The organism is Stenotrophomonas sp. TWI273 (assembly GCF_039674765.1).
GTDB lineage: Bacteria > Pseudomonadota > Gammaproteobacteria > Xanthomonadales > Xanthomonadaceae > Stenotrophomonas.
On the sequence record NZ_JBDJOA010000006.1, the window covers coordinates 275,744 to 296,771 of the forward strand.

Genomic DNA, 21,028 nt, shown 5'->3' on the forward strand with positions numbered 1-21,028 from the left:
CGTGCCGGGGCCTTGTCCTCCCCGGTAAGCACCTCCATGTCCCATGCTGCCGGGCCAGGATCGGCCCGGCAGTCTGACCGCCGTCGTGCATCGCGCACGTCCGGGCAGTGCTGTCGACGCACCACGGTTCACGGAAGGGACAGCGGTAGTGCGTGTTATTCTTGTTTGTCACAGCCGCGCTGACCGCGCGCTTTCTGGTCCTGCCCCCCGATGATTCCGCAACGCACCCTCAAGAACACGATCCGCGCCACCGGCGTTGGCCTTCACAGTGGTGACAAGGTCTACATGACCCTGCGCCCGGCCCCGGTCAACCACGGCATCGTCTTCCGTCGCGTCGATATGGACCCGGTGGTGGAAGTGCCCGCGCGTGCGGACCTGGTCACCGAAGTCACGCTGTGCACCGGCCTGACCTATCACGAGGCCAAGATCCAGACCGTCGAACACCTGATGTCGGCCCTGGCCGGCCTGGGTGTGGACAACATCATCGTGGAACTGTCCTCGGCCGAGCTGCCGATCATGGACGGTTCCTCCGGCCCGTTCGTCTTCCTGCTGCAGTCGGCGGGCATCGCCGAGCAGGACGCGCCGAAACGCTTCATCCGCATTCTCAAGACGGTGGAAGTCACCGAGGGCGACAAGGTCGCCCGCTTCGAGCCGTACGAAGGCTACAAGCTCGGTTTCACCATCCAGTTCAACCACCCGATGATCCCGGCCAAGCAGTCGCGGGCGGAAATCGACTTCTCGACCCTGGCCTACACCAAGGAAATCTCGCGCGCCCGGACCTTCGGCTTCATGCGGGATCTGGAGTACATGCGCGAGCGCAACCTGGGTCTGGGCGGTTCGATGGACAACGCCATCGTGCTCGACGAGTTCCGCGTGCTCAACGACGACGGCCTGCGCTACGCCGATGAGTTCGTGCGCCACAAGATCCTCGACGCGATCGGCGATCTGTATCTGGCCGGCGGCCAGGTGCTGGGCGCGTACGAAGGCTTCAAGTCGGGCCACGCGCTCAACAACAAGCTGGTGCGCGCGTTGCTGGCCGATGCCACGGCGTGGGAGTGGGTCAGCTACGACTCGCCTGCCGCCACGGCGCCGGTGGTTTACGGGCTGCCGGCGTACGCCTGAGCCGTCATCACGTAAGTCATTGATATGAAACGAAATAGAACGGCGCCTGGGGCGCCGTTTCTGTTTCCTGCGGTCCAGGCCGATGGAAGGCGGCGTGATCTTGACGTCAATGAACCGTAGGGGTGCACAGCGCACAGATTTGTGAACCTCATCAAGGTTTCTGCCGAATTTAACGTTAATTTAATAAAACACTAACGACTGGCGGCACTGACGCCGCTACAGTGCAGACCGGCTCCCAGCCAAAGTTCACGTGATCGTGACGCGGCCGGGAAGGGGCGGGATGCCCCGATGGCTTCACGATTTGGAGGAATCCACATCGCGCAGACAAGCCAACGCGTCGCGTAGCCCTTTGTGCGTGGCGGCTGAAACAGCGTGGGGGCCATTCCTGTTGTCGACCGCTGGGGAGCGTGGGGGAGGGGCAGATGCTGTTTTGACGGTCACCTTGGTGACCTTCAGCCCGATGGACCGGGCCGCGTCGATCAACTGTGCTTCGGCAAGCCGGACCTTGGCATGCCACACGGGAGATTCGACGAGAAAAACGAGGTGCTCGCCGTTTACATTCGCCAGCCGGCAACGGGTGGCCAGTGCAGGCGGCAAATGGGGGCGCAATTGACGGTCCAGCGCGTCGAGCCACAAGGCACGACGCAGCGGGTTACCGGCTTTGTCCGCCATGACCGCATCCAGCGCCGGCTTCGGCGTGGATGGGGAACGGGCACTGGATTTCGGCTCAGACATGAAAACTCACTGATGGCATTCAAAAAGATCGTAATCAAAACGCGTGAAGGACAGGCCAAGACGCCGCTGGCGCGTTTGCGTTTCTACTTCGAAGATTCCCCCCGGGCCCTGCTGGGCAGTGTGCTGGGGGTGGGCTGCCTGATCGGCTTCGGTGCCGGTATCGGTGGCAGCATGTTCAACGATTCCCGGCTCCACGCCAAGGTCGCACAGCAGGAACGCGAGCTGGCGCAGGCCCAGAAGGACGCTCAGACCCAGGTCAACGCGCTGGCTGCGCGGATGGGCGAGCTGCAGGCGCAGGCCACCCGTCTCAATGCCCTGGGCGAACGACTCACCCAGATGGGCAAACTGGAAGATGGCGAATTCGACTTCAACGAGACCCCCGGCCTCGGTGAAGGTGAGCCCGGCCCGACCCAGGACATCCCGGTCAGCGCGGTCAACGCCGACTTACAGGTGCTGGAGCAGCGCTTTGCTGCTTCAGGCCGCCAGCTGTCGGTGATGGAATCGCTGATGTTCGACCACCAGCTCGAACAGAACGCGGTGCCCTCGCGCATGCCGATCCGCAATACCTACATCACCTCCAACTTCGGCACCCGCAGCGATCCGTTCGGTCGTGGTGCGGCCACCCACAAGGGCATGGATTTCCACGCCAAGGTCGGTGACCCGGTGATGTCGGTAGCCGACGGCGTGGTCAGCTTTGCCGGTGTGAAGGGCGGCTACGGCAACGTGGTCGATGTGGACCATGGCAACGGCTATGTGACCCGCTATGCGCATAATTCGCGCCTGGTGGTGAAGCCGGGCGATCTGGTCCGGGCCGGCCAGGAAGTGGCCAAGGCCGGTTCCACGGGCCGTTCCACCGGTGCCCACGTGCACTTCGAGGTGTGGGAGCGCGGCCAGGTGGTCAATCCGCGCAAGTTCCTCGGTGATGGCGGCAACACCCCGGTCGGCCGCGTTTCGCGGGGCTGATCACGGTAATGAACTTGAACGGGGGTGCTTGAAACGCCGGACCCCCGTCCCAAGCTACAATGGGTGTTGCCATAGACAGGGCGCAGTGCGCCCTGTTTCGTTTGCGGCGTGCGCATCCCCTGGGGAGAGCGCCGCCGTTGGGGCGTCTCATTCCAACCGGTTCCTTCAATGATCAACAGCCTGCTTACCCGCGTCTTCGGCAGTCGTAATGAACGACAGCTGCGCCAGCTCAACCGCATCGTCGCCAAGATCAATGCGTTGGAGCCGGAAATCGAAAAGCTCTCCGACGAGCAGCTCAAGGCCAAGACCCCGGAGTTCAAGCAGCGCATCGCTGACGGTGAGGCCCTGGACAAGGTGCTTCCCGAAGCGTTCGCGGTCTGCCGTGAAGCCAGCCGCCGTGTGCTGGGCATGCGCCATTACGATGTGCAGCTGATCGGCGGCATGGTCCTGCACCTGGGCAAGATCGCCGAAATGCGCACCGGTGAAGGCAAGACCCTGGTCGCCACGCTGCCGGTGTATCTGAACGCGCTGGAAGGCAAGGGCGTCCACGTGGTCACCGTGAACGACTACCTGGCCCGCCGTGACTCGGCGCAGATGGGCAAGCTCTACAACTGGCTGGGCATGAGCGTGGGCGTGGTCTACCCGGGCATGCCGCACGGCGACAAGCGCGAGGCGTATGCCAGCGACATCACCTACGGCACCAACAACGAATTCGGCTTCGATTACCTGCGCGACAACATGGCGCTGTCCCGTGCGGACCGCTACCAGCGCGGCCTGCATTACGCGATCGTCGATGAAGTCGACTCGATCCTGATCGATGAAGCCCGCACCCCGCTGATCATTTCCGGCCCGGCCGATGATTCCCCGGAGCTGTACATCCGTGTCAACCGCGTCGTCCCGCACCTGATCAAGCAGGAGGCCGAGGAGGGCGAGGGCGATTTCTGGGTCGATGAGAAGGGCAAGCAGGTCCATCTGTCCGAAGCGGGCATGGAGCATGCCGAGGCACTGCTGGTCGAAGCCGGCATCCTCAATGCCGAGACCGAAGGCCTGTACGCCGCGCAGAACCTGACCGTGGTGCACCACCTCAACGCGGCGCTGCGTGCGCATGCGATCTATCAGCGCGACGTGGATTACATCGTGCGCGATGGTGAAGTGGTGATCGTGGATGAATTCACCGGCCGTACCCTGGCCGGTCGCCGCTGGTCCGATGGCCTGCACCAGGCGGTGGAAGCGAAGGAAGGCGTGCCGGTCCAGCGCGAGAACCAGACGCTGGCGAGCATCACCTTCCAGAACCTGTTCCGCATGTACAAGAAGCTGTCCGGCATGACCGGTACGGCCGATACGGAAGCCTACGAATTCCAGAGCATCTACAACCTGGAAGTGGTGGTGATCCCGACCAACCGCCCGACCATCCGCAAGGACGGTTCGGACCAGGTGTTCCTCAACCGCAACGGCAAGTTCAACGCGGTGCTGGCCGATATCCAGGCCTGCAACGAGCGCGGCCAGCCGGTGCTGGTGGGTACCACCTCGATCGAAACCTCGGAGATGCTGTCCGAGCATCTGCGCAAGGCCGGTGTGCACCACGAAGTGCTCAACGCCAAGCAGCATGACCGCGAAGCGACGATCATCGCCAACGCCGGCATGCCGGGCGCGGTGACCATCGCCACCAACATGGCCGGCCGTGGTACCGACATCGTGCTGGGCGGTTCGCTGGAAGCGCAGCTGCATGAGCTGGGCGAAGAGGCGACGCCGGAACAGCGCGCCCAGGTCAAGGCCGAGTGGCAGGTCCGTCACGATGCGGTCAAGGCGGCCGGTGGCCTGCACATCGTCGGCACCGAGCGCCATGAGTCGCGCCGTATCGATAACCAGCTGCGTGGCCGTTCGGGCCGCCAGGGCGATCCGGGTTCGTCCCGCTTCTACCTGTCGCTGGAAGACAACCTGATGCGCATCTTCGCCTCGGACTGGGTCCAGAAGGCGATGCGCATGATGGGCATGAAAGAAGACGACGTCATCGAGGATCGCCTGGTCAGCCGCCAGATCGAAAAGGCGCAGCGCAAGGTCGAAGCGCACAACTTCGATATCCGCAAGAACCTGCTGGACTTCGACGACGTCAACAACGATCAGCGCAAGGTGATCTACAGCCAGCGCGATGAGCTGCTGGATGCGGAGTCGGTGAAGGACAACGTGGATGGCATCCGTGGCGATGTGATCTTCGATGTGGTGGCGCGCTTCGTGCCGCCGAACTCGATCGACGAGCAGTGGGACCTGCAGGGTCTGGAAGCAACGCTGGCGTCGGACTTCGGCATCGACATGTCGCTGACCGACCTGGTCAAGGCACACGAAGAGCTGGATGCCGAGGGCATCGCCGAGAAGGTGCAGGCCAAGGTCGACGAGCACTTCGCGGCGAAGGAAGCCGGCGTGGGTGACGAGACCATGCGCGCGCTGGAGAAGCACGTGATGCTGACCGTGCTGGACCAGAGCTGGAAGGAGCATCTGGCGCGCATGGATTACCTGCGCCAGGGCATCTACCTGCGCGGTTATGCGCAGAAGCAGCCGAAGCAGGAATACAAGAAGGAAGCCTTCGAACTGTTCTCGGAGATGCTGGAGAACGTGAAGCGCGAAGTGGTGACGTTGCTGGCGCGCGTGCGTATCCGCAGCGAAGAGGAAGTGGCGGCACTGGAGCAGGCCGAGCGCCAGCAGGCGGAGGCCCGTCTGCTGCAGTCGCAGTTCCAGCATCAGGACGCGGGCGGTTACGGTGCGGACGAAGAGGCCGCGCAGGTGGAGGCGGCGCAGAACGGCGTGCCGCAGGTCACCCGCGATGAGCCGAAGGTCGGCCGCAATGACCCGTGCCCGTGCGGCAGCGGCAAGAAGTACAAGCACTGCCATGGTCAGCTGAGTTGATCGGCTGATTGGACGTGCCGAAGAAGCCCCGCCTTGTGCGGGGCTTTTTTTTGGTTCTTCTTCCATCCGCGTGGCAGGTATGTGGTGCGCGTTGACCCTTCCAGGCACGGCGGTCGCTGCGGGGCCCTTACGCGCGCGGCAGCTCCGAGCGGAGACGCCACCACGAGCCACAACGAGCCCCCACAACTACCCGCAGGGGCATTGCGTCACGGGCCCCGGTTTGGGCATCCTCGGGGTATGTCATCTCCCCTTCGTTCGATCCATGTCGTGGCCGGCGTCATCACCGACGCCCGCGGCCGCATCCTGCTCAACCGTCGTACCGAGAACCGCGATATGGCCGGCCTGTGGGAATTCCCGGGCGGCAAGCGGGAGCCTGGCGAAACCTCCGAGGAGGCGCTTGTTCGGGAGCTGCGCGAGGAGCTGGGGATCGAGGCGGAGATCGGTGAGTGGATCATGGATGTCCCGCAGATCTACCCGGACAAGCGGCTCCGTCTCGAGGTCCGCCGGATCCAGAGCTGGAAGGGCTCGCCGCGGGGCCGCGAGGGACAGGCGATCACCTGGGTGGCGCCGGACAAGCTGCACCGGTATTCGATGCCGCCGGCGGATCTGCCGGTGGTGGCGGCGCTGCGGCAGCCGGACCGGTATCTGATCACGCCGGAGCCGGTGGGGGAGGAGGACAGCCTCCACCAGGCCTGGCTGGGGCGGCTGGCGCAGGCGCTGGAAAGCGGGGTGCGCCGGGTGCAGCTGCGCACGCCGTCCAGTCCGGCACGGGTGGCCTTGGCCGAGCGGGTGATCCAGCAGCATGGGCCGCGCACGCAGTGGCTGGTCAACCGGGATATCGACCTGGCCGGTCGGTTGGGGGTCGGGGTGCATCTGGGCAGTGAGCAGCTGCTGGCGCTGGACGCGCGGCCGCTGCCGGTGGGTCAGCTGGTGGCCGCGTCCTGCCACGATCTGGCGCAGCTGCAGGCGGCGCAGCGATTGGGCTGCGACTTCGCGGTGCTGGGGCCGGTGCAGGCGACGGCCAGCCACCCGGGGGCGGCACCGCTGGGCTGGGCGGCGTTCGAGGCGCTGCGCGAGCAGGTGTCGTTGCCGCTGTATGCGCTCGGCGGGATGACCCCCGGTGATATCGAGGAGGCGCGCCGCCACGGGGCGCAGGGCATTGCGGCGATCCGATCGCTGTGGCCGGCTACAGCGTGATCCAGAAGCAGCCGTACTGACGGCGCAGGCCGAATACGGTCCTGGCCGGGGTGGCGGTGCTGCCGAGGGTCTGCTCGATGCGCAGGCCGACCGGGCGGGGCCGCGAGGGGGCCTCCACAGCGCCCGCAGCGGCGAGTGTCGGGTCCACCCACACTGGCGTGCTGTCCGGGTAGACCGGCGCGATGTCGATCAGCGGGCGTTGCACCACCGATTCCAGACGACCGATGATCTGGTTCGCCGTGGCGTTGGAGACGTTGCTCCACAGGTAGATCGAGGACAGCCGGTTCACGTCCTGCGCGCTGACCGCGTCGCGGATCTGCCCGGTCAGTTCACTGAGCCGGCGCGCGCAGCCGGCGCGGTAGATGCCGGTGTTGCCGACGCTCGCGGTGCGCGGCGGGAGTCGTGAGGTGGCACCCAGTGCATCGCAGCGGCGGTCGGTGAAGACGGTTTCGCCCTGCGCGTTGGTGCAGCGGTTCACGCGCTGCGGTGCCTGCGCCAGGGCAGGCGGCGAGGGCAGGCACAGTGCACACAGCAGGAGCCACACGAGCGGTTTCATCGCAGCAGCGTAGCGGCGTGGGTGTTATCTGCAAGCGATGCGTGGCGGCCTCAGCCGCGCAGCAGTTTCAGGACCTGGGTGGTCGGCTTGGCCAGGTTGAGCGTGTAGAAGTGCAGGCCCGGCGCACCGCCAGCGACCAGGCGTTCGCACAGGCTGGCGACGACCTCCGCACCGAACGCGCGGACCGAGTCGGCATCGTCGCCGTAGGCCTGCATGCGCTTGCCGATCCAGCGCGGAATCTCGGCACCGCACTGCTCGGAGAAGCGGCGCAGCTGGCTGAAATTCGAGATCGGCATGATGCCCGGGACGATCGGTACGGTGACCCCCAGCTTGCGCACCGCATCGACGAAGTGGAAGTAGGCATCGGCGTTGAAGAAGTACTGGGTGATCGCCGCATCGGCACCGGCGTCGATCTTGGTCTTGAAGTGCTTCAGGTCCAGCAGCGCGTCGTTGGCCTGCGGGTGGGTCTCCGGATACGCGCCCACTTCGATGCGGAACGCATCGCCATGCTCGGCGCGGATGAAGCTGATCAGTTCGGAGGCATACCGCAGGTCGCCGGGGTGGCCCATGCCCGAGGGCAGGTCGCCGCGCAGGGCGACGATGCGGCGGCAGCCGATCGCGCGGTACAGCTTGAGCAGTTCGCGGATTTCCTCGCGGCTGCCCCCGACGCAGGACAGGTGCGGGGCGGCTTCGAAACCATGGTGCTGCTTGAGGTGGCGCACGGTTTCGGAGGTATAGCTGAGGGTTGAGCCGCCGGCACCGAACGTACACGACACGTATTCCGGCGCGAACACCTTGAGCTTGGCCGCGGTCCGGTCCAGCTGGGCGCGCTGCTCGTCGGTCTTGGGCGGATAGAACTCGAAGCTGATGGCGGTCATGGCGGGGGTGCGTCGACGGGTGTGGTTCAATCATATCTCTTCATCGCGATGAATGTGAAGTGCTTCGATGTGCCGTGCACGCCGGGCCGGGTACAGTGAGCGCTGATCTTCCGGAGCAATCGCCATGCAGATTCTCGTGACCGGTGGCACCGGCTTCATCGGCAGCCGCCTGTGCGCGCGCCTGCTGGCCGAGGGCCATGACCCCATCGTCCTCACCCGGCGGCCTGGCCGGAACCCGCAGAAGGGCGTGCGCAGCGTTGCAGCGCTGGCGGAGGTCGGTCCGGTCCAGGCGGTGGTCAACCTGGCGGGCGAGCCGTTGATGGACGGCCGCTGGAGTGATGAACGCAAGCAGGCGTTGCGCGATTCCCGGATCGGCACGACGCAGGCGCTGCTGGCCTGGATGGCCGCGCTGCCCGAACGGCCGAAGGTGCTGGTGTCCGGCTCGGCGATCGGTTGGTACGGCCCCCGCGACAGCGCACCGCTGGATGAGACCGCCGCGCCGGGGCACGACTTCGCCGCGATGCTGTGCCGGCAGTGGGAGGCCGAGGCGTTCAAGGCCGAGGACCTCGGCGTGCGCACCTGCGTGCTGCGGACCGGCATCGTGCTCGAACGTGAGGGCGGCGCACTGCAGAAGATGCTGCCACCGTTCCGGATGGGGCTCGGCGGGCCGATGGGCGATGGGCGGCAGTGGATGAGCTGGATCCATCGCGAGGACCTGGTCGGGATGATCCTGTGGCTGCTCACCACCGACCGGGCACGCGGCGCCTACAACGGCACCGCGCCCGGCACGGTCACCAACCGGACCTTCGCCACCACGCTGGGCGAGGTGCTGCACCGTCCGGCACGACTGACCACCCCGGCATTCGCGTTGAAACTGGGCTTCGGGGAAATGAGCGGGCTGCTGCTGACCGGGCAGAACGTGCAGCCGGCGCACGCGTTGGCGGAGGGGTTTGTCTTCCAGTATCCGTCGCTGCCTGAAGCGTTGCAGGCGATCGTGGGTGCGCCGGATCGCTGAGGCGGGGATGTTCATCCGCCACTGCCGACCGCTCATCGTCTGTCTGCCGCCGCTGCTCATGTAATCGCCCCGGCGGCGACGTCCCGCGGCAGTCTTCATGCTCACCCAGCAGGAGCCTGCCATGTCGACCGTCCGTCCCCGCCGCCTCTACTCCATCGCCCCGTTGGCCGCGCTCGCGCTGACCGCATGGGCCACCTTGGTCAGTCCCGCGCATGCCGCCACCGAGCATTTCCAGGATCTGCAGGTCGAGGTGATCGGCAGCGGCCGGCCGGTGCTGATGATCCCGGGCCTCAACAGCGGTGCGCAGGTCTGGCGTGAGACCTGCGCCGCGCTGCAGCCACAGGTGCAATGCCACTTGATACAGCTGCCCGGCTTTGCTGGTGCGCCTGCGGTGGTCAGCGATGACTTTCTGAGCGCCATGCGTGACCGCCTGCTGGCCTACAGCGCGGACCGCAAGCTCGATCATCCGGCCGTGATCGGCCACAGCCTCGGTGGTGTGCTGGCGCTGCAGATGGCGATCGCGGCGCCGCAGAAGATCGGGCCACTGGTGATCGTCGATGCCCTGCCGTATTTCGGCGCGGTCCAGAATCCGGCCGCGACGCCGGCCACGCTCACGCCGATGGCCGAGCAGATGCGGGCCGGCATGCTCGCCGCCGACGCCACGCAGTACGCGGCGCAGACCGACGCCGCCGTCGCCAACATGGCGCACGCCCCCGAACAGGTTGCGACCTTGAAGCTGTGGGGACGCGACAGTGACCGCGCCACCACCGCCAACGCGATGTACTCGATGACGATGACCGACCTGCGCCAGCCGATCGCCGGCATCACGGCCCCGGTGCTGGTGCTGGGCGCGTGGGCGGCCTATCAGCCGTTCGGTGCGACCGAAGCCAGTACGCGGCAGGTATTCGCCACCCAGTACGCCGCGCTGCCCGGCGTGCGGATCGAGATGAGCCGCGCCGGCTACCACTTCCTGATGTGGGATGATCCGCGCTGGCTGCAGACGCAGATCCGGGGCTTCCTTGATCTGCCTGCAGCGCCCTGATCGAGGCCGGCGTGGAGACGATGAGCGAGAAGCGGACAGCACGCGATACCGGTTTCTGGTGGGCGAATGCGGGTCTATGGTCCTGCTACCTGGGCTTGAGCCTCGGCATGGGCATCGCTTACCGCGGCAACTGGTCCGGCGGGACCCTGATCTACGTAATGGTCGCGCTTGGTCTGTTCGCCGGCAGCGCAGCGATTCGCGCCTGGGCGCTTCGTCATGCCTGGTTGCAGCGCGATCTGCTGGGAATCACGTGGCGGATGACGCTGGCCGTGGTGATCGTCGCGGCCGCCATCCAGCTCGCTACCGCGGCTGTGCTGTTGCCCGCGGTGGCCTGGGAGTGGGTGAAGCTGCCGGGGCAACGCGCCTATTACAGGCCGATCGACATCTTCAACTATTGGCTCAGCACCGCCATCGTTCTGAGCGTGTGGTGCGCACTGTGGACCGGTCGCCGCGCGCTGCAGCGTGCGCGCCACAGCGAGATGGCGCAGCTGCGCGCCGAAGCGCAGCGGGCGACGCTGGAGCACCAGGCGCTGCGTGCGCGGCTCAATCCCCACTTCGTGTTCAATGCGCTCAACAACCTGCGCGCCCTGATCAATGAAGACCCGGCGCGTGCACGCGACATGGTCACCCATCTCTCCAGCACGTTGCGGCACGCCCTGGTGCATACCGACGGGGGCTGGGTCACTTTGGCCGAGGAGTGGCGCGTGGTACAGGACTACCTGGCGGTGGAGGCGATCCACTACGAGGACCGCTTGCGCGTTCACACCGACATCGAGCCGGCCGCGCTGTCCGCACGGCTGCCGCCGATGGCGCTGCAGCTGCTGGTGGAAAATGCGATCAAGCACGGCATCGCCGTCCATCCCGGCGGCGGTGAGCTGACGATCCGCGTGCGCCTCGATGGCGGCCGGCTGCGGGTGGCGGTGGACAATCCCGCCGCGCACGACGCCAGCAGCGAAGGCCACGGCATCGGGCTGGCCTATCTGCGCGCGCAGCTGGGCATCGACGCGGCGCCCTCTTCATCCAGCCGGGGCACGTTCCTGCTGGAGCGACAGGGTGAGCGCATGCTGGCCCGCCTGGAGGTGCAGCAATGAGCGCCTTACTGCGGGTGTTGATCGTGGACGATGCGCGACTGGCGCGCCGCGAGCTGCGTACCCTGCTGGCGGCGATCCCGTGGGTGGTGTGTGTCGGCGAGGCCGACGACGTGCCCGCGGCCCGCGAGGCGATCCTGCGCGAGCAGCCCGATCTGGTGTTGCTCGATGTGCAGATGCCCTCGGGCGAGGGCTTCGATGTGCTCGAGGCTCTGGAGACGGTGCCGATGGTGGTGTTCGTCACCGCTTACGACCAGTACGCGGTGCGCGCCTTCGAAACCAACGCGCTCGACTACCTGGTCAAGCCGGTGGAGGCAGGCCGCCTGCAGGCGGCGCTGGAACGCGGCCGGGAGCGCCTCTCGGCACCGGCCGCCCCCACTGCGGCGGACAGCGTGCGCGATGCGCTGGGTGCCGAGGATCAGGTGTTCCTGCGCGATGGGGAGCGCTGCTGGTTCGTGGCGCTCGGGGAGATCCGCAAGGTCGTGGTTGACGGCAACTACGCGCGGCTGTGGTTCCGCGACCAGAACGCGGTGCTGGCACGCAGCCTCAGCACGCTGGAGGCACGGCTGTCGCCGGCGCTGTTCTTCCGCGCCAACCGCAACACCCTGGTCAATCTGCGACGTGTGCGTGCGATCGAACCGTCCCTCGGCGATGGCTACGACCTGACCCTGGATGATGGCAGCCAGGTGGAGGTGTCGCGGCGGCAGGCCCGCGAGCTGCGTGAGCGGCTGGCGCTGTAGGGCACGCGCCTCACGCGTTACCCTGTGGGGATCTCCACCGCCTGATTGTGCCCATGTCCATCGTTCTCACTGCGTTCGCCCGTCCCCGCCTGTTCCCGCGCGTCCCACGCGGCAACACCATCCAGGACTGCACCGCCGAGCAGTTCGAACAGCACCTCAACACGCATGCGCCGTTCAAGGTGCTCGATGGCTACGCGCCCTTCTGCAAACTGCATGTGTACGAGAACTGGACCTCCACGCGCTGCCTGACCGTGCCGATCACGGAGGGCAACCGCCACCAGCTGCGCAGTGGCTACGAGGCGCGCAACCGCGAGGAACTGCCGGTGCTGGTGCGCTGGTTCGAAGGCGTGGAATCGCCGCGCGCGAACTACCTGGTGGTGATCCTGTACAGCGCCGAGCAGTTGGCCAAAGAGGGCTCGCCCATCGATGCGGAGTGGGGCATCGTCGGCTGCATCTACACCGCCGAACCGGAGGAAGTGCCGATGGCCCCGATCACCATGATGCGCAACGCATTGGGCGTGGAAGAGGGTGGCTCGGGCGTGCCGCTGGATCGCGAGGCGTATCAGCGCGCCGTGACGTTCTGGGACCGCAACGCCAACTGGCGGCCCTGAGGCGCTGGAGCCGCAGCGATGGCACGTTGATCGAAGACGACGGGTAGTGCCGGCCGCTGGCCGGCTCCTCAGTCTGTCTGACGCATGAGGCAAGCGTCACGGGGAGCCGGCCAGCGGCCGGCACTACCGGTCAACGCGGTTTGCCGATGCTCGCGTAGCTGCCGCCGGTGAGCTGCAGCAGTTCGGCCGGTGCCAGCGCCACCTCCAGCCCGCGCCGGCCGGCGCTGACATGCAGCGTCGGTAGCGCCTGCGCGCTGGCATCGAGGAAGGTGCGGTGCTTTTTCTTTTGCCCCAGCGGGCTGATCCCGCCGACCAGGTAACCGGTGGCGCGCTGTGCCTGCTCGACCTGTGCCATCTCGCACTTCCTGCAGCCGGCTGTTTCGGCGAGCGCCTTCAGGTCAAGGGTGCCGCTCACCGGCACGATCGCCACCAGCAGCTCGTGCTTCTCGGTACTGGCCAGCAGCGTCTTGAATACCTGCGCTGGATCCAGGCCGAGCTGCTGCACTGCCTCGCCACCGTAGGAGTCGGCGGCGGCGTCATGGTGATAGGACAGCACGGTGTGCGCGATGCCGGATTGCTTCAGCAGGTTGATGGCGGGCGTCATGGCGGCATCGTAGCGTGGTGCGCGGGGTGTTGGCTTGACCGAGGCTATCGGAACCGCCGTACCGACCAACGGTCGGTACCTACCGGAACCGCCGTACCGACCAACGGTCGGTACCTACCGGAACCGCTGTACCGACCAACGGTCGGTACCTACCGGAACCGCTGTACCGACCAACGGTCGGTACCTACCGGAACAGCCGTACCGACCAACGGTCGGTACCTGCCGCCATCCAACGAAAACGGGCGCCTTTCGGCGCCCGTCTGTTTCAACGCAGCTGGACCGGCACGCCGATCAGTAGCGGTAATGCTCCGGCTTGAACGGACCTTCCACCGGCACGCCGATGTAATCGGCCTGTTCCTGGCTCAGGGTGGTCAGCTTCACGCCGATCTTTTCCAGATGCAGGCGCGCCACTTCTTCGTCCAGCTTCTTGGGCAGCAGGTATACCTTCTTCTCGTAGCTGTCCTTGTTCGCCCACAGGTCGATCTGCGCGAGCGTCTGGTTGGCGAACGAGTTGGACATCACGAAGCTCGGGTGGCCGGTCGCGCAGCCCAGGTTGACCAGACGGCCATCGGCCAGCAGGAAGATCGCATTGCCGTTGTCGAAGATGTACTTGTCGACCTGCGGCTTGATGTTGATCTTCTGCACGCCGGCCAGCGCGTTCAGCGCATCGACCTGGATCTCGTTGTCGAAGTGGCCGATGTTGCAGACGATGGCCTGGTCCTTCATCGCGCTCAGGTGCTCGATGCGGATGATGTCCTTGTTGCCGGTGGTGGTGACGTAGATGTCGCCACGGCCCAGGGTGGATTCGAGGGTGTTGACCTCGAAGCCTTCCATCGCGGCCTGCAGGGCGCAGATCGGATCGATCTCGGTGACCACGACGCGTGCGCCGTAGGCACGCAGCGACGCGGCGCAGCCCTTGCCCACGTCACCGTAGCCGCACACCACGGCGACCTTGCCGGCCAGCATCACGTCCATCGCGCGCTTGAGGCCATCGGCCAGCGACTCGCGGCAGCCGTACAGGTTGTCGAACTTGCTCTTGGTGACCGAGTCGTTGACGTTGATCGCCGGGATCAGCAGGGTGCCGGCCTGGGCCAGCTGGTACAGGCGGTGCACGCCGGTGGTGGTCTCTTCGGAGACACCCTTCCAGTCCTTGACCACGCGGGCCCAGTAACCCGGGCGCTCCTTGGCGACGCGCTTGAGCAGGTTCTTGATGACCTGCTCTTCGTGCGAGGCGGCCTTCTCGTTGACCCAGTCGCTGCCGTTTTCGAGCTCATAGCCCTTGTGGATCAGCAGGGTCACGTCACCGCCATCGTCCACCACCAGCTCCGGGCCGGTCAGGGTGCCGTCGGGCAGGGTGAAGGTCAGTGCGTCCAGGGTGCAGTCCCAGTATTCCTCCAGCGACTCGCCCTTCCAGGCGAACACCGGGGTGCCCGACTTGGCAATCGCCGCCGCCGCGTGGTCCTGGGTCGAGAAGATGTTGCACGAGGCCCAGCGCACGTCCGCGCCGATGTCCTTCAGGGTCTCGATCAGCACCGCGGTCTGGATGGTCATGTGCAGCGAGCCGGTCACGCGCACGCCCTTCAGCGGCAGGGTGGCGGCGTGCTTGCGACGGATCGACATCAGGCCCGGCATTTCATGCTCGGCGATGTCCAGCTCCTTGCGGCCCCAATCGGCCAGGGAGATATCGGCAATCTTGTAATCGCCTTCGGTGGAGAAGGTCTTGGCAACAGCGTTCATTCAAAGCTCCGGTGTAATGACGAGTCGATACTCGTGTTCGCCGGGCGCCGTTGGAACCAATCCTGGCCACCGAGCCTGGCCGCCCCCGGAGAAGGTCCGGAACGGTCGCAGCGCCCCTCGGTGGAGGGTCACCCATTATATCGCGGCCGGTTGCATTGGCATGAATCGGTCCCTGCCCCCAACCATCGGCAGGGGGGCGATCGGCGCGCGGCTGTTAAGGTCGGGGGTTCGTATCAGCACAGGCACACACCATGACACGCACCCCCGGTCGACGCGCTCCACAGTGGCGCCATACCTTGATCCTCGGACTGGCCCTGCTGGCGGTGCCGCCGTTGGCGCTGGCCGCCGCCCCGGCCGCGAAGACCACTGCGCCGACCGCAGCCGCCGCCAAGGGCGATCAGGGCGGCTACGAGCTACCGTCGCCGGCCCTGCAGGCCGTGGTCGATGCGCCGCGTGCCCCGACCCTGAGCCTGTCCCCGCGCCGTGACCTGGCCGCGCTGCTGCAGACACCGCCGCTGCCGTCGATCAACGACGTGGCCCAGCCCGAACTGAAGCTGGCCGGCCTGCGCATCAACCCGGCCACGCATTCGGCCAGCCGTTTCAGCTTCGCCGACAAGCTGTGGCTGATGAGCGTCGCCGATGGCAAGGAGCGCCAGATCAGCGGGTTGCCGCAGCCGTTGTCGATCGCCACCTTTGCCTGGTCGCCGGACCAGAAGTACATCGCCTTCAACCAGGTGCACGCGGCCACCCGCACCAATGAACTGTGGATCGTCGATGTCGAGGCCGGTTCGGCGCGCCGCCTGGTCGGTGATCTGAACACCGTGATGGGCGATGGCTACAGCTGGCAGCCCGACAGCCGCGGCCTGCTGGTGATGCAGCAGCTCAAGGGCCAGGGTGCGGCACCGGCTGCCGGCGGCATCCCGACCGGCCCGGCGATCCAGCAGACCGAGGCCGACGCCGGTGTGCGCACGATCCGTACCTACCAGGACATGCTCAAGAACGAGGCCGATGCCCGCCTCTTCGACTACTACGCCAGCGCGCAGCCGGCCAAGGTCGCGCTCAACGGCGTGACCACGCCGCTGTCCACCGGTGGGGTGTACTGGGATGTCACCCTCTCCCCGGATGGCCGTTACCTGCTGAGCGAGCGGGTGGTGCGTCCGTATTCCTATCTGGTGCCGGCCAGCGCGTTCGCGCGTCGCATCGAAGTGCTGTCCGCCGTGGACGGCAAGCTCGAACACACCGTCGCCGACCTGCCGTTGAAGGAAGGCCTGCCGACCGGCAACGATGCGGTGGCCACCGGCGTGCGCCGGATCGACTGGCGCGCCGATGCACCGGCGACCCTGGTCTGGGCCGAAGCGCAGGACGGCGGCGACCCGAACCGCGAGGCCAAGGTGCGCGATGCGGTGCTGATGCAGGCCGCCCCCTTCGATAAGCCGCCGGTGACGCTGGCGCAGCTGGGCAGCCGTTATGCGGGTATCCAGTGGGGCCGTGGCGATCTGGCGCTGCTCAACGAATCGTGGTGGAAGAACCGCGAGGTCAAGCAGTGGCGGATCGCGCCGGACCAGCCGGAGAAGGCGGCGGAACTGCTGTCGGCGCGTTCCTCCCAGGACCGCTACAACGACCCGGGCCGCCCGGGCCTGGTGCGCGACGTCAACGGTCGCTCGCGCCTGCAGGTCAGCGCCGATGGCCGCAGCATCTTCCTGTACGGGCTGGGCGCCTCGCCGGAAGGCGACCGTCCGTTCGTGGATCGCCTTGATCTGGACAGCAAGCAGACCACCCGCCTGTTCCACTCGCAGGCGCCGTCCTACGCCGCGCCGGTGGCGCTGCTTGACCAGGAGGGCACCTCGCTGCTGCTGACCCGTGAATCGCCCGACGAGCCGGCCAACTTCTACGTGCAGTCGCTGGCCGATGCCACCGCCGCACCGAAGGCGTTGACCCACTTCCAGCACCCGCTGCCGCAGCTGCGTGGGGTGAGCAAGGAGCAGATCCGCTACAAGCGCAACGATGGCGTCGACCTGACCGCCACGCTGATGCTGCCGCCGGGCTACAACGCGAAGAAGGACGGTCCGTTGCCGCTGCTGATGTGGGCCTATCCGGGCGAGTTCAAGACGGCCGAGGCCGCCAGCCAGGTCACCGATTCCCCGTACCGCTTCAACGCGATCAGCTACTGGGGCCCGCAGGCGTTCCTGGCCAAGGGCTACGCGGTGCTGGTCAGCCCCTCGATGCCGATCATCGGCGAGGGCGACAAGGAGCCGAACGACACCTACCTGCCGCAGCTGATCGCCAATGCCGAGGCGGCCGTGAATGAAGTGGTGCGGCGTGGCGTGACCGACCGTGAGCACATCGCGATCGGTGGCCACTCCTACGGTGCGTTCATGACCGCCAACCTGCTCGCGCATACCCGCCTGTTCAAGGCCGGCATCGCGCGCAGCGGTGCGTACAACCGCACGCTGACCCCGTTCGGCTTCCAGGCCGAAGAGCGCAACTACTGGCAGGCGCAGGACGTCTACCAGAAGATGTCGCCGTTCAACTATGCCGACAAGATCAAGGACCCGATCCTCTTCATCCACGGCGTGGACGACAACAACTCCGGCACGTTCCCGATCCAGAGCGAGCGCATGTTCGCCGCGGTGAAGGGGCTGGGTGGTACCTCGCGCCTGGTGATGCTGCCCAACGAATCGCATGCTTACCGCGCGCGCGAATCGATCATGACCATGCTGGCCGAAAGCGAGCGGTGGCTGGAGCAGACCGTAGGCGAGGGCAAGCCGGTCAAGAAGAAGCGCTGATCGGCCCTGGCCGGCACCCATCGCGATGGGGCCGGCCACGATCCGATGCGGATCCTGGTCGTTGATACCGGCCGTTGGCCGGTACGAAAAATGACGGGTAGGTACCGGCCGTTGGCCGGTACGAAAAATGATCGGCAAGCGCCGGCCAGCGGCCGGCACTACCAGATGTAACTATTTGCGCGACGCAGCAACGACGCGATTGTGGGTTAGGCTTGAGCGGATTCCGTTCCCGAGGCCAGTGCGTCGCAGATGAACGAGTACCGTAGCAGCATCGTTTTTGCCACTCCCGATATTCCCCTGCGTGACGATGTACGCCGACTCGGCGCACTGGTCGGCGACCTGCTCGCCGAGCAGGTCTCAACGCAGTTTTTCGATGATGTGGAACAGGTGCGTACGCGCGCCATCGCCCGCCGCGAAAGCGACGCCCCGCTGTCCGACCTCAACGATGCCCTGACCGGCCTGCCGCCCGAGCGCGCCGAAGCGATGGTGCGTGCGTTCAGCACCTACTTCCAGGTGGTGAACATCGCCGAGCGCGTGCACCGCATCCGACGTCGCCGTGACTACCAGCGTGCCGGTACGGCCACACCGCAGCCGGATGGCCTGCAGGACGCACTGGTCAATCTCAAAGCGCAGGGCGTGACCCTGACCGAGCTTGCCGAGTGGCTGCCGCGCATCGATATCGAGCCGGTGTTCACCGCGCATCCGACCGAAGCGGTCCGCCGTGCGCTGCTGGAAAAAGAGCAGTTGATGGTTGCCAGCCTGGTCGACAACCTCGACGGCCAGCGCACGCCGGGTGAAGCCGCCGCCGACGCGGCACGTTTCCGCATGGCCCTGACGGCGTCGTGGCAGACCACCGATTCCTCGCCTGTGCGCCCGACCGTGGACGACGAGCGGGAGCATGTCGGCTTCTACCTGGTGCAGGTGCTGTACCGGGTGATTCCGGTGCTGTACGAATCGCTGCAGCAGGCGCTGCTGGATACCTACGGCGAGGAACTGCCGCTGCCGCGCCTGCTGCGCTTCGGCACGTGGGTGGGCGGCGACATGGATGGCAATCCGAACGTGGACGCCGGCACCATCCGCAACACGCTCGATGCGCAGCGCCAGGCCGTACTCGGCCGCTACCAGAAAGACCTGCTGCAGCTGGCCAGCCTGCTCAGCCAGTCCACCGAGCGGGTGGCGGTCAGCGATGCGCTGCAGGCACGTGTGGAGCAGTACAAGGTGCTGCTGCCCAAGGTCACCTCGCGGCCGCGACATGCCGACATGCCCTACCGCCTGCTCAACGACCGCATGCGCGCACGCGTGCAGGCGACGATGGACGATGCGGAAGGCGCCTACGCGTCGCCGCAGGAACTCACCGACGACATCGAGCTGATCCTGCGCAGCCTGCACGACAACAAGGGCGACCACGCGGGCGGTTTCGCGGTGCGCCGCCTGCTGTGGCGGGTGCGTACCTTTGGCTTCCATCTGGCACGGTTGGACGTGCGCCAGGAGTCCAGCGTGCACGGCCGCGCGCTCGCCAGTGTGCTGGATGGGCAGGACGCCTGGGACGCCGCCGACGCGGTCACCCGCGCCGCGCGCCTGGCCCCGTTCGCCAGTGGCGAGCAGGCGCTGCCGGCGAGCGATGAGGAGGGCGGTGAGCGGCTGGATGCAGTGTTCGCGGCACTGGCCGATGCACGCCGGCGACACGGTGCCGATGCGCTGGGCAGCTACATCATCTCGATGGCGCACGACCGCAGCGATGTGCTCGCCGTACTCGCGCTGGCGCGCCGCGGCGGCCTGGTGGATGACGCCGGCGCGGTGCCGCTGGACATCGCGCCGTTGTTCGAAACCGTGGATGACCTCAAGCGCGGTACCGACACCCTGCGCGATCTGCTGGCCGACCCGGTCTACCGCACGCACCTGGCCTCGCGCGGTGATGTGCAGATGGTGATGCTCGGCTATTCGGACAGTGGCAAGGACGGTGGTATCGCGGCCTCGCGCTGGGGGCTGCAGCGCGCCCAGGTGGAACTGCTGGACGTCGCCGCCGAGAACGACATCCGGCTGACCTTCTTCCACGGCCGTGGCGGCTCGATCAGCCGCGGGGGTGGCAAGACCACGCACGCCGTGGATGCCTCGCCGCGCGGCAGCATCGACGGCCGTCTGCGCGTGACCGAGCAGGGCGAAGTGATCCATCGCAAGTACGGCATCCGTGCACTGGCGCTGCGCTCGCTGGAGCAGTCCACCGGTGCGGTGCTGCGCTCCAGCCTGCGCCCGCGCGCAGCGGAACCGCGCGAGGAACAGTGGCGCCCGGTGATGGACCTGATCGCGCAGAAGAGTGCGGAGGCGTACCGCGCCTTCGTCGGCCAGAAAGACTTCATGCAGTACTTCCGCCTGGCCACGCCGATCGACGTCATCGAGCGGATGACCTTGGGCTCACGCCCTTCGCGCCGGCTGGGCGAGGATGCCGCACTGACCAACCTGCGCGCGATTCCATGGGTGTTTGCGTGGAGCCAGGCGCGTGCCGTTATCCCGGGCTGGTATGGCGTCGGCAGTGGCCTGCAGGCGGCGATCGATGCCGGTCACGAAGGCCTCCTGAAAGAGATGGCGCGCGACTGGCCGTTCTTCAGCACCTTCCTGGACGACATCGCGATGGTGCTGTCCAAGGGCGACCTGACCATCGCCGAACAGTTCTCGCAGTTGTCCGGTGCGTTGCATGGCCGCTTCTTCCCGCAGATCCAGGGCGAGCTTGAGCTCACCTCACAGTGGATCCTGGCATTGACCGGGCAGGACGCACTGCTGCAGCACGACCAGCGCCTGGCGCTGTCGATCCGCCTGCGTAATCCCTACATCGATCCGATCAGCGTGCTGCAGGTGGACCTGCTGCGCCGCTGGCGGGAGAGCGGGGGCGAAGACGACGATGTGCTGCGCGCGCTGGTGGCGTGCGTGAACGGTGTTTCGCAGGGCGTACAGAACACCGGATAGGCCACGCCGGGTAGTGCCGGCCGCTGGCCGGCAGCGCGCGCCATATGGCAGGTATCGACCAACGGTCGATACCTGGCCGGTAGGCCATGACC

16 protein-coding genes and 1 riboswitch are annotated in these 21,028 nt (G+C 66.6%); of the genes, 11 read left to right on the forward strand and 5 right to left on the reverse strand.

Annotated features, from left to right (window positions below; translation table 11 throughout):
* Positions 1-210: 210 nt before the first annotated feature.
* Positions 211-1,122, forward strand: a complete 912-nt coding sequence (gene lpxC, locus ABE571_RS11025) for a UDP-3-O-acyl-N-acetylglucosamine deacetylase (protein WP_313210219.1) — start codon at positions 211-213, stop codon at positions 1,120-1,122.
* A gap of 294 nt (positions 1,123-1,416) precedes the next feature.
* Here lpxC and ABE571_RS11030 read toward each other — a convergent pair whose 3' ends face one another.
* Positions 1,417-1,857, reverse strand: a complete 441-nt coding sequence (locus ABE571_RS11030) for a DUF721 domain-containing protein (protein ID WP_282258203.1) — start codon at positions 1,855-1,857, stop codon at positions 1,417-1,419.
* Between the two features lie 12 nt (positions 1,858-1,869).
* Here ABE571_RS11030 and ABE571_RS11035 point away from each other — a divergent pair, with 12 nt between their 5' ends.
* From ABE571_RS11035 to ABE571_RS11045, 3 genes are all read left to right on the forward strand, one after another.
* Positions 1,870-2,820 carry a M23 family metallopeptidase gene (locus ABE571_RS11035; RefSeq protein WP_019182479.1) on the forward strand — a complete coding sequence of 317 codons (951 nt, stop codon included), beginning with the start codon at positions 1,870-1,872 and terminating at the stop codon, positions 2,818-2,820.
* A gap of 168 nt (positions 2,821-2,988) precedes the next feature.
* Entirely contained in the window at positions 2,989-5,721 is a 2,733-nt protein-coding gene (gene secA, locus ABE571_RS11040) for a preprotein translocase subunit SecA (protein ID WP_313210213.1), read from the forward strand.
* A gap of 237 nt (positions 5,722-5,958) precedes the next feature.
* Positions 5,959-6,918, forward strand: coding sequence for a Nudix family hydrolase (locus ABE571_RS11045; RefSeq protein WP_346493710.1), 960 nt, complete (start codon positions 5,959-5,961; stop codon positions 6,916-6,918).
* Here ABE571_RS11045 and ABE571_RS11050 read toward each other — a convergent pair.
* Together ABE571_RS11050 and metF are read right to left on the reverse strand one after the other, a co-directional pair.
* Positions 6,908-7,474 (reverse strand): hypothetical protein, encoded by a 567-nt coding sequence (locus ABE571_RS11050; RefSeq protein ID WP_313219980.1) that lies wholly within the window; start codon positions 7,472-7,474, stop codon positions 6,908-6,910. The two genes, ABE571_RS11045 and ABE571_RS11050, sit on opposite strands and share 11 nt — an antisense overlap.
* A 50-nt stretch (positions 7,475-7,524) precedes the next feature.
* A complete protein-coding gene (gene metF / locus ABE571_RS11055; RefSeq protein WP_313219979.1) occupies positions 7,525-8,352 on the reverse strand; it encodes a methylenetetrahydrofolate reductase [NAD(P)H] in 828 nt (275 codons plus the stop codon).
* Between the two features lie 124 nt (positions 8,353-8,476).
* On the opposite strand from metF, the gene ABE571_RS11060 reads away from it, so the two are divergent.
* The 5 genes from ABE571_RS11060 to ABE571_RS11080 all read left to right on the forward strand — a co-directional run bounded on the left by ABE571_RS11060 (position 8,477) and on the right by ABE571_RS11080 (position 12,848).
* Complete coding sequence (locus ABE571_RS11060) at positions 8,477-9,367, forward strand: TIGR01777 family oxidoreductase (RefSeq protein WP_346466267.1); 891 nt, start codon at positions 8,477-8,479, stop codon at positions 9,365-9,367.
* Positions 9,368-9,488: 121 nt separating this feature from the next.
* Positions 9,489-10,409 carry an alpha/beta hydrolase gene (locus ABE571_RS11065; RefSeq protein WP_346493711.1) on the forward strand — a complete coding sequence of 307 codons (921 nt, stop codon included), beginning with the start codon at positions 9,489-9,491 and terminating at the stop codon, positions 10,407-10,409.
* Positions 10,410-10,429: 20 nt separating this feature from the next.
* Positions 10,430-11,500: a histidine kinase gene (locus tag ABE571_RS11070; protein ID WP_346483138.1), complete on the forward strand. Its 1,071-nt coding sequence runs from the start codon at positions 10,430-10,432 to the stop codon at positions 11,498-11,500.
* Positions 11,497-12,237 (forward strand): LytTR family DNA-binding domain-containing protein, encoded by a 741-nt coding sequence (locus ABE571_RS11075; RefSeq protein WP_346481794.1) that lies wholly within the window; start codon positions 11,497-11,499, stop codon positions 12,235-12,237. Before ABE571_RS11070 ends, ABE571_RS11075 begins: the two co-directional genes overlap by 4 nt.
* 53 nt (positions 12,238-12,290) lie before the next feature.
* On the forward strand, positions 12,291-12,848 hold the full coding sequence (locus ABE571_RS11080; RefSeq protein WP_346493712.1) for a DUF3228 family protein: 558 nt from the start codon (positions 12,291-12,293) through the stop codon (positions 12,846-12,848).
* 130 nt (positions 12,849-12,978) lie between these two features.
* On the opposite strand, the gene ybaK is transcribed toward ABE571_RS11080, so the two are convergent.
* Both ybaK and ahcY read right to left on the reverse strand, forming a co-directional pair.
* A complete protein-coding gene (gene ybaK / locus ABE571_RS11085) occupies positions 12,979-13,452 on the reverse strand; it encodes a Cys-tRNA(Pro) deacylase (RefSeq protein ID WP_346493713.1) in 474 nt (157 codons plus the stop codon).
* Between the two features lie 291 nt (positions 13,453-13,743).
* On the reverse strand, positions 13,744-15,189 hold the full coding sequence (ahcY, locus tag ABE571_RS11090) for an adenosylhomocysteinase (protein WP_313210192.1): 1,446 nt from the start codon (positions 15,187-15,189) through the stop codon (positions 13,744-13,746).
* Positions 15,190-15,224: 35 nt separating this feature from the next.
* A riboswitch (S-adenosyl-L-homocysteine riboswitch) is annotated at positions 15,225-15,314 on the reverse strand.
* A gap of 126 nt (positions 15,315-15,440) precedes the next feature.
* Here ahcY and ABE571_RS11095 point away from each other — a divergent pair.
* Both ABE571_RS11095 and ppc read left to right on the forward strand, forming a co-directional pair.
* Positions 15,441-17,975 (forward strand): prolyl oligopeptidase family serine peptidase, encoded by a 2,535-nt coding sequence (locus tag ABE571_RS11095; RefSeq protein ID WP_346493714.1) that lies wholly within the window; start codon positions 15,441-15,443, stop codon positions 17,973-17,975.
* A 249-nt stretch (positions 17,976-18,224) separates the two neighbouring features.
* Positions 18,225-20,936: a phosphoenolpyruvate carboxylase gene (gene ppc, locus ABE571_RS11100; RefSeq protein ID WP_346493715.1), complete on the forward strand. Its 2,712-nt coding sequence runs from the start codon at positions 18,225-18,227 to the stop codon at positions 20,934-20,936.
* Positions 20,937-21,028 lie beyond the last annotated feature (92 nt).

Coding starts and splice junctions, on each gene's coding strand:
- ABE571_RS11065 (WP_346493711.1), top strand. CDS start 9,489: ATGTCGACCGTCCGTCCCCGCCGCCTCTACTCCATCGCCCCGTTGGCC.
- ABE571_RS11075 (WP_346481794.1), top strand. CDS start 11,497: ATGAGCGCCTTACTGCGGGTGTTGATCGTGGACGATGCGCGACTGGCG.
- ABE571_RS11095 (WP_346493714.1), top strand. CDS start 15,441: ATGACACGCACCCCCGGTCGACGCGCTCCACAGTGGCGCCATACCTTG.
- secA (WP_313210213.1), top strand. CDS start 2,989: ATGATCAACAGCCTGCTTACCCGCGTCTTCGGCAGTCGTAATGAACGA.
- ABE571_RS11060 (WP_346466267.1), top strand. CDS start 8,477: ATGCAGATTCTCGTGACCGGTGGCACCGGCTTCATCGGCAGCCGCCTG.
- ABE571_RS11045 (WP_346493710.1), top strand. CDS start 5,959: ATGTCATCTCCCCTTCGTTCGATCCATGTCGTGGCCGGCGTCATCACC.
- ABE571_RS11050 (WP_313219980.1), bottom strand. CDS start 7,474: ATGAAACCGCTCGTGTGGCTCCTGCTGTGTGCACTGTGCCTGCCCTCG.
- ahcY (WP_313210192.1), bottom strand. CDS start 15,189: ATGAACGCTGTTGCCAAGACCTTCTCCACCGAAGGCGATTACAAGATT.
- metF (WP_313219979.1), bottom strand. CDS start 8,352: ATGACCGCCATCAGCTTCGAGTTCTATCCGCCCAAGACCGACGAGCAG.
- ABE571_RS11080 (WP_346493712.1), top strand. CDS start 12,291: ATGTCCATCGTTCTCACTGCGTTCGCCCGTCCCCGCCTGTTCCCGCGC.
- ABE571_RS11030 (WP_282258203.1), bottom strand. CDS start 1,857: ATGTCTGAGCCGAAATCCAGTGCCCGTTCCCCATCCACGCCGAAGCCG.
- ABE571_RS11035 (WP_019182479.1), top strand. CDS start 1,870: ATGGCATTCAAAAAGATCGTAATCAAAACGCGTGAAGGACAGGCCAAG.
- lpxC (WP_313210219.1), top strand. CDS start 211: ATGATTCCGCAACGCACCCTCAAGAACACGATCCGCGCCACCGGCGTT.
- ybaK (WP_346493713.1), bottom strand. CDS start 13,452: ATGACGCCCGCCATCAACCTGCTGAAGCAATCCGGCATCGCGCACACC.
- ABE571_RS11070 (WP_346483138.1), top strand. CDS start 10,430: ATGAGCGAGAAGCGGACAGCACGCGATACCGGTTTCTGGTGGGCGAAT.
- ppc (WP_346493715.1), top strand. CDS start 18,225: ATGAACGAGTACCGTAGCAGCATCGTTTTTGCCACTCCCGATATTCCC.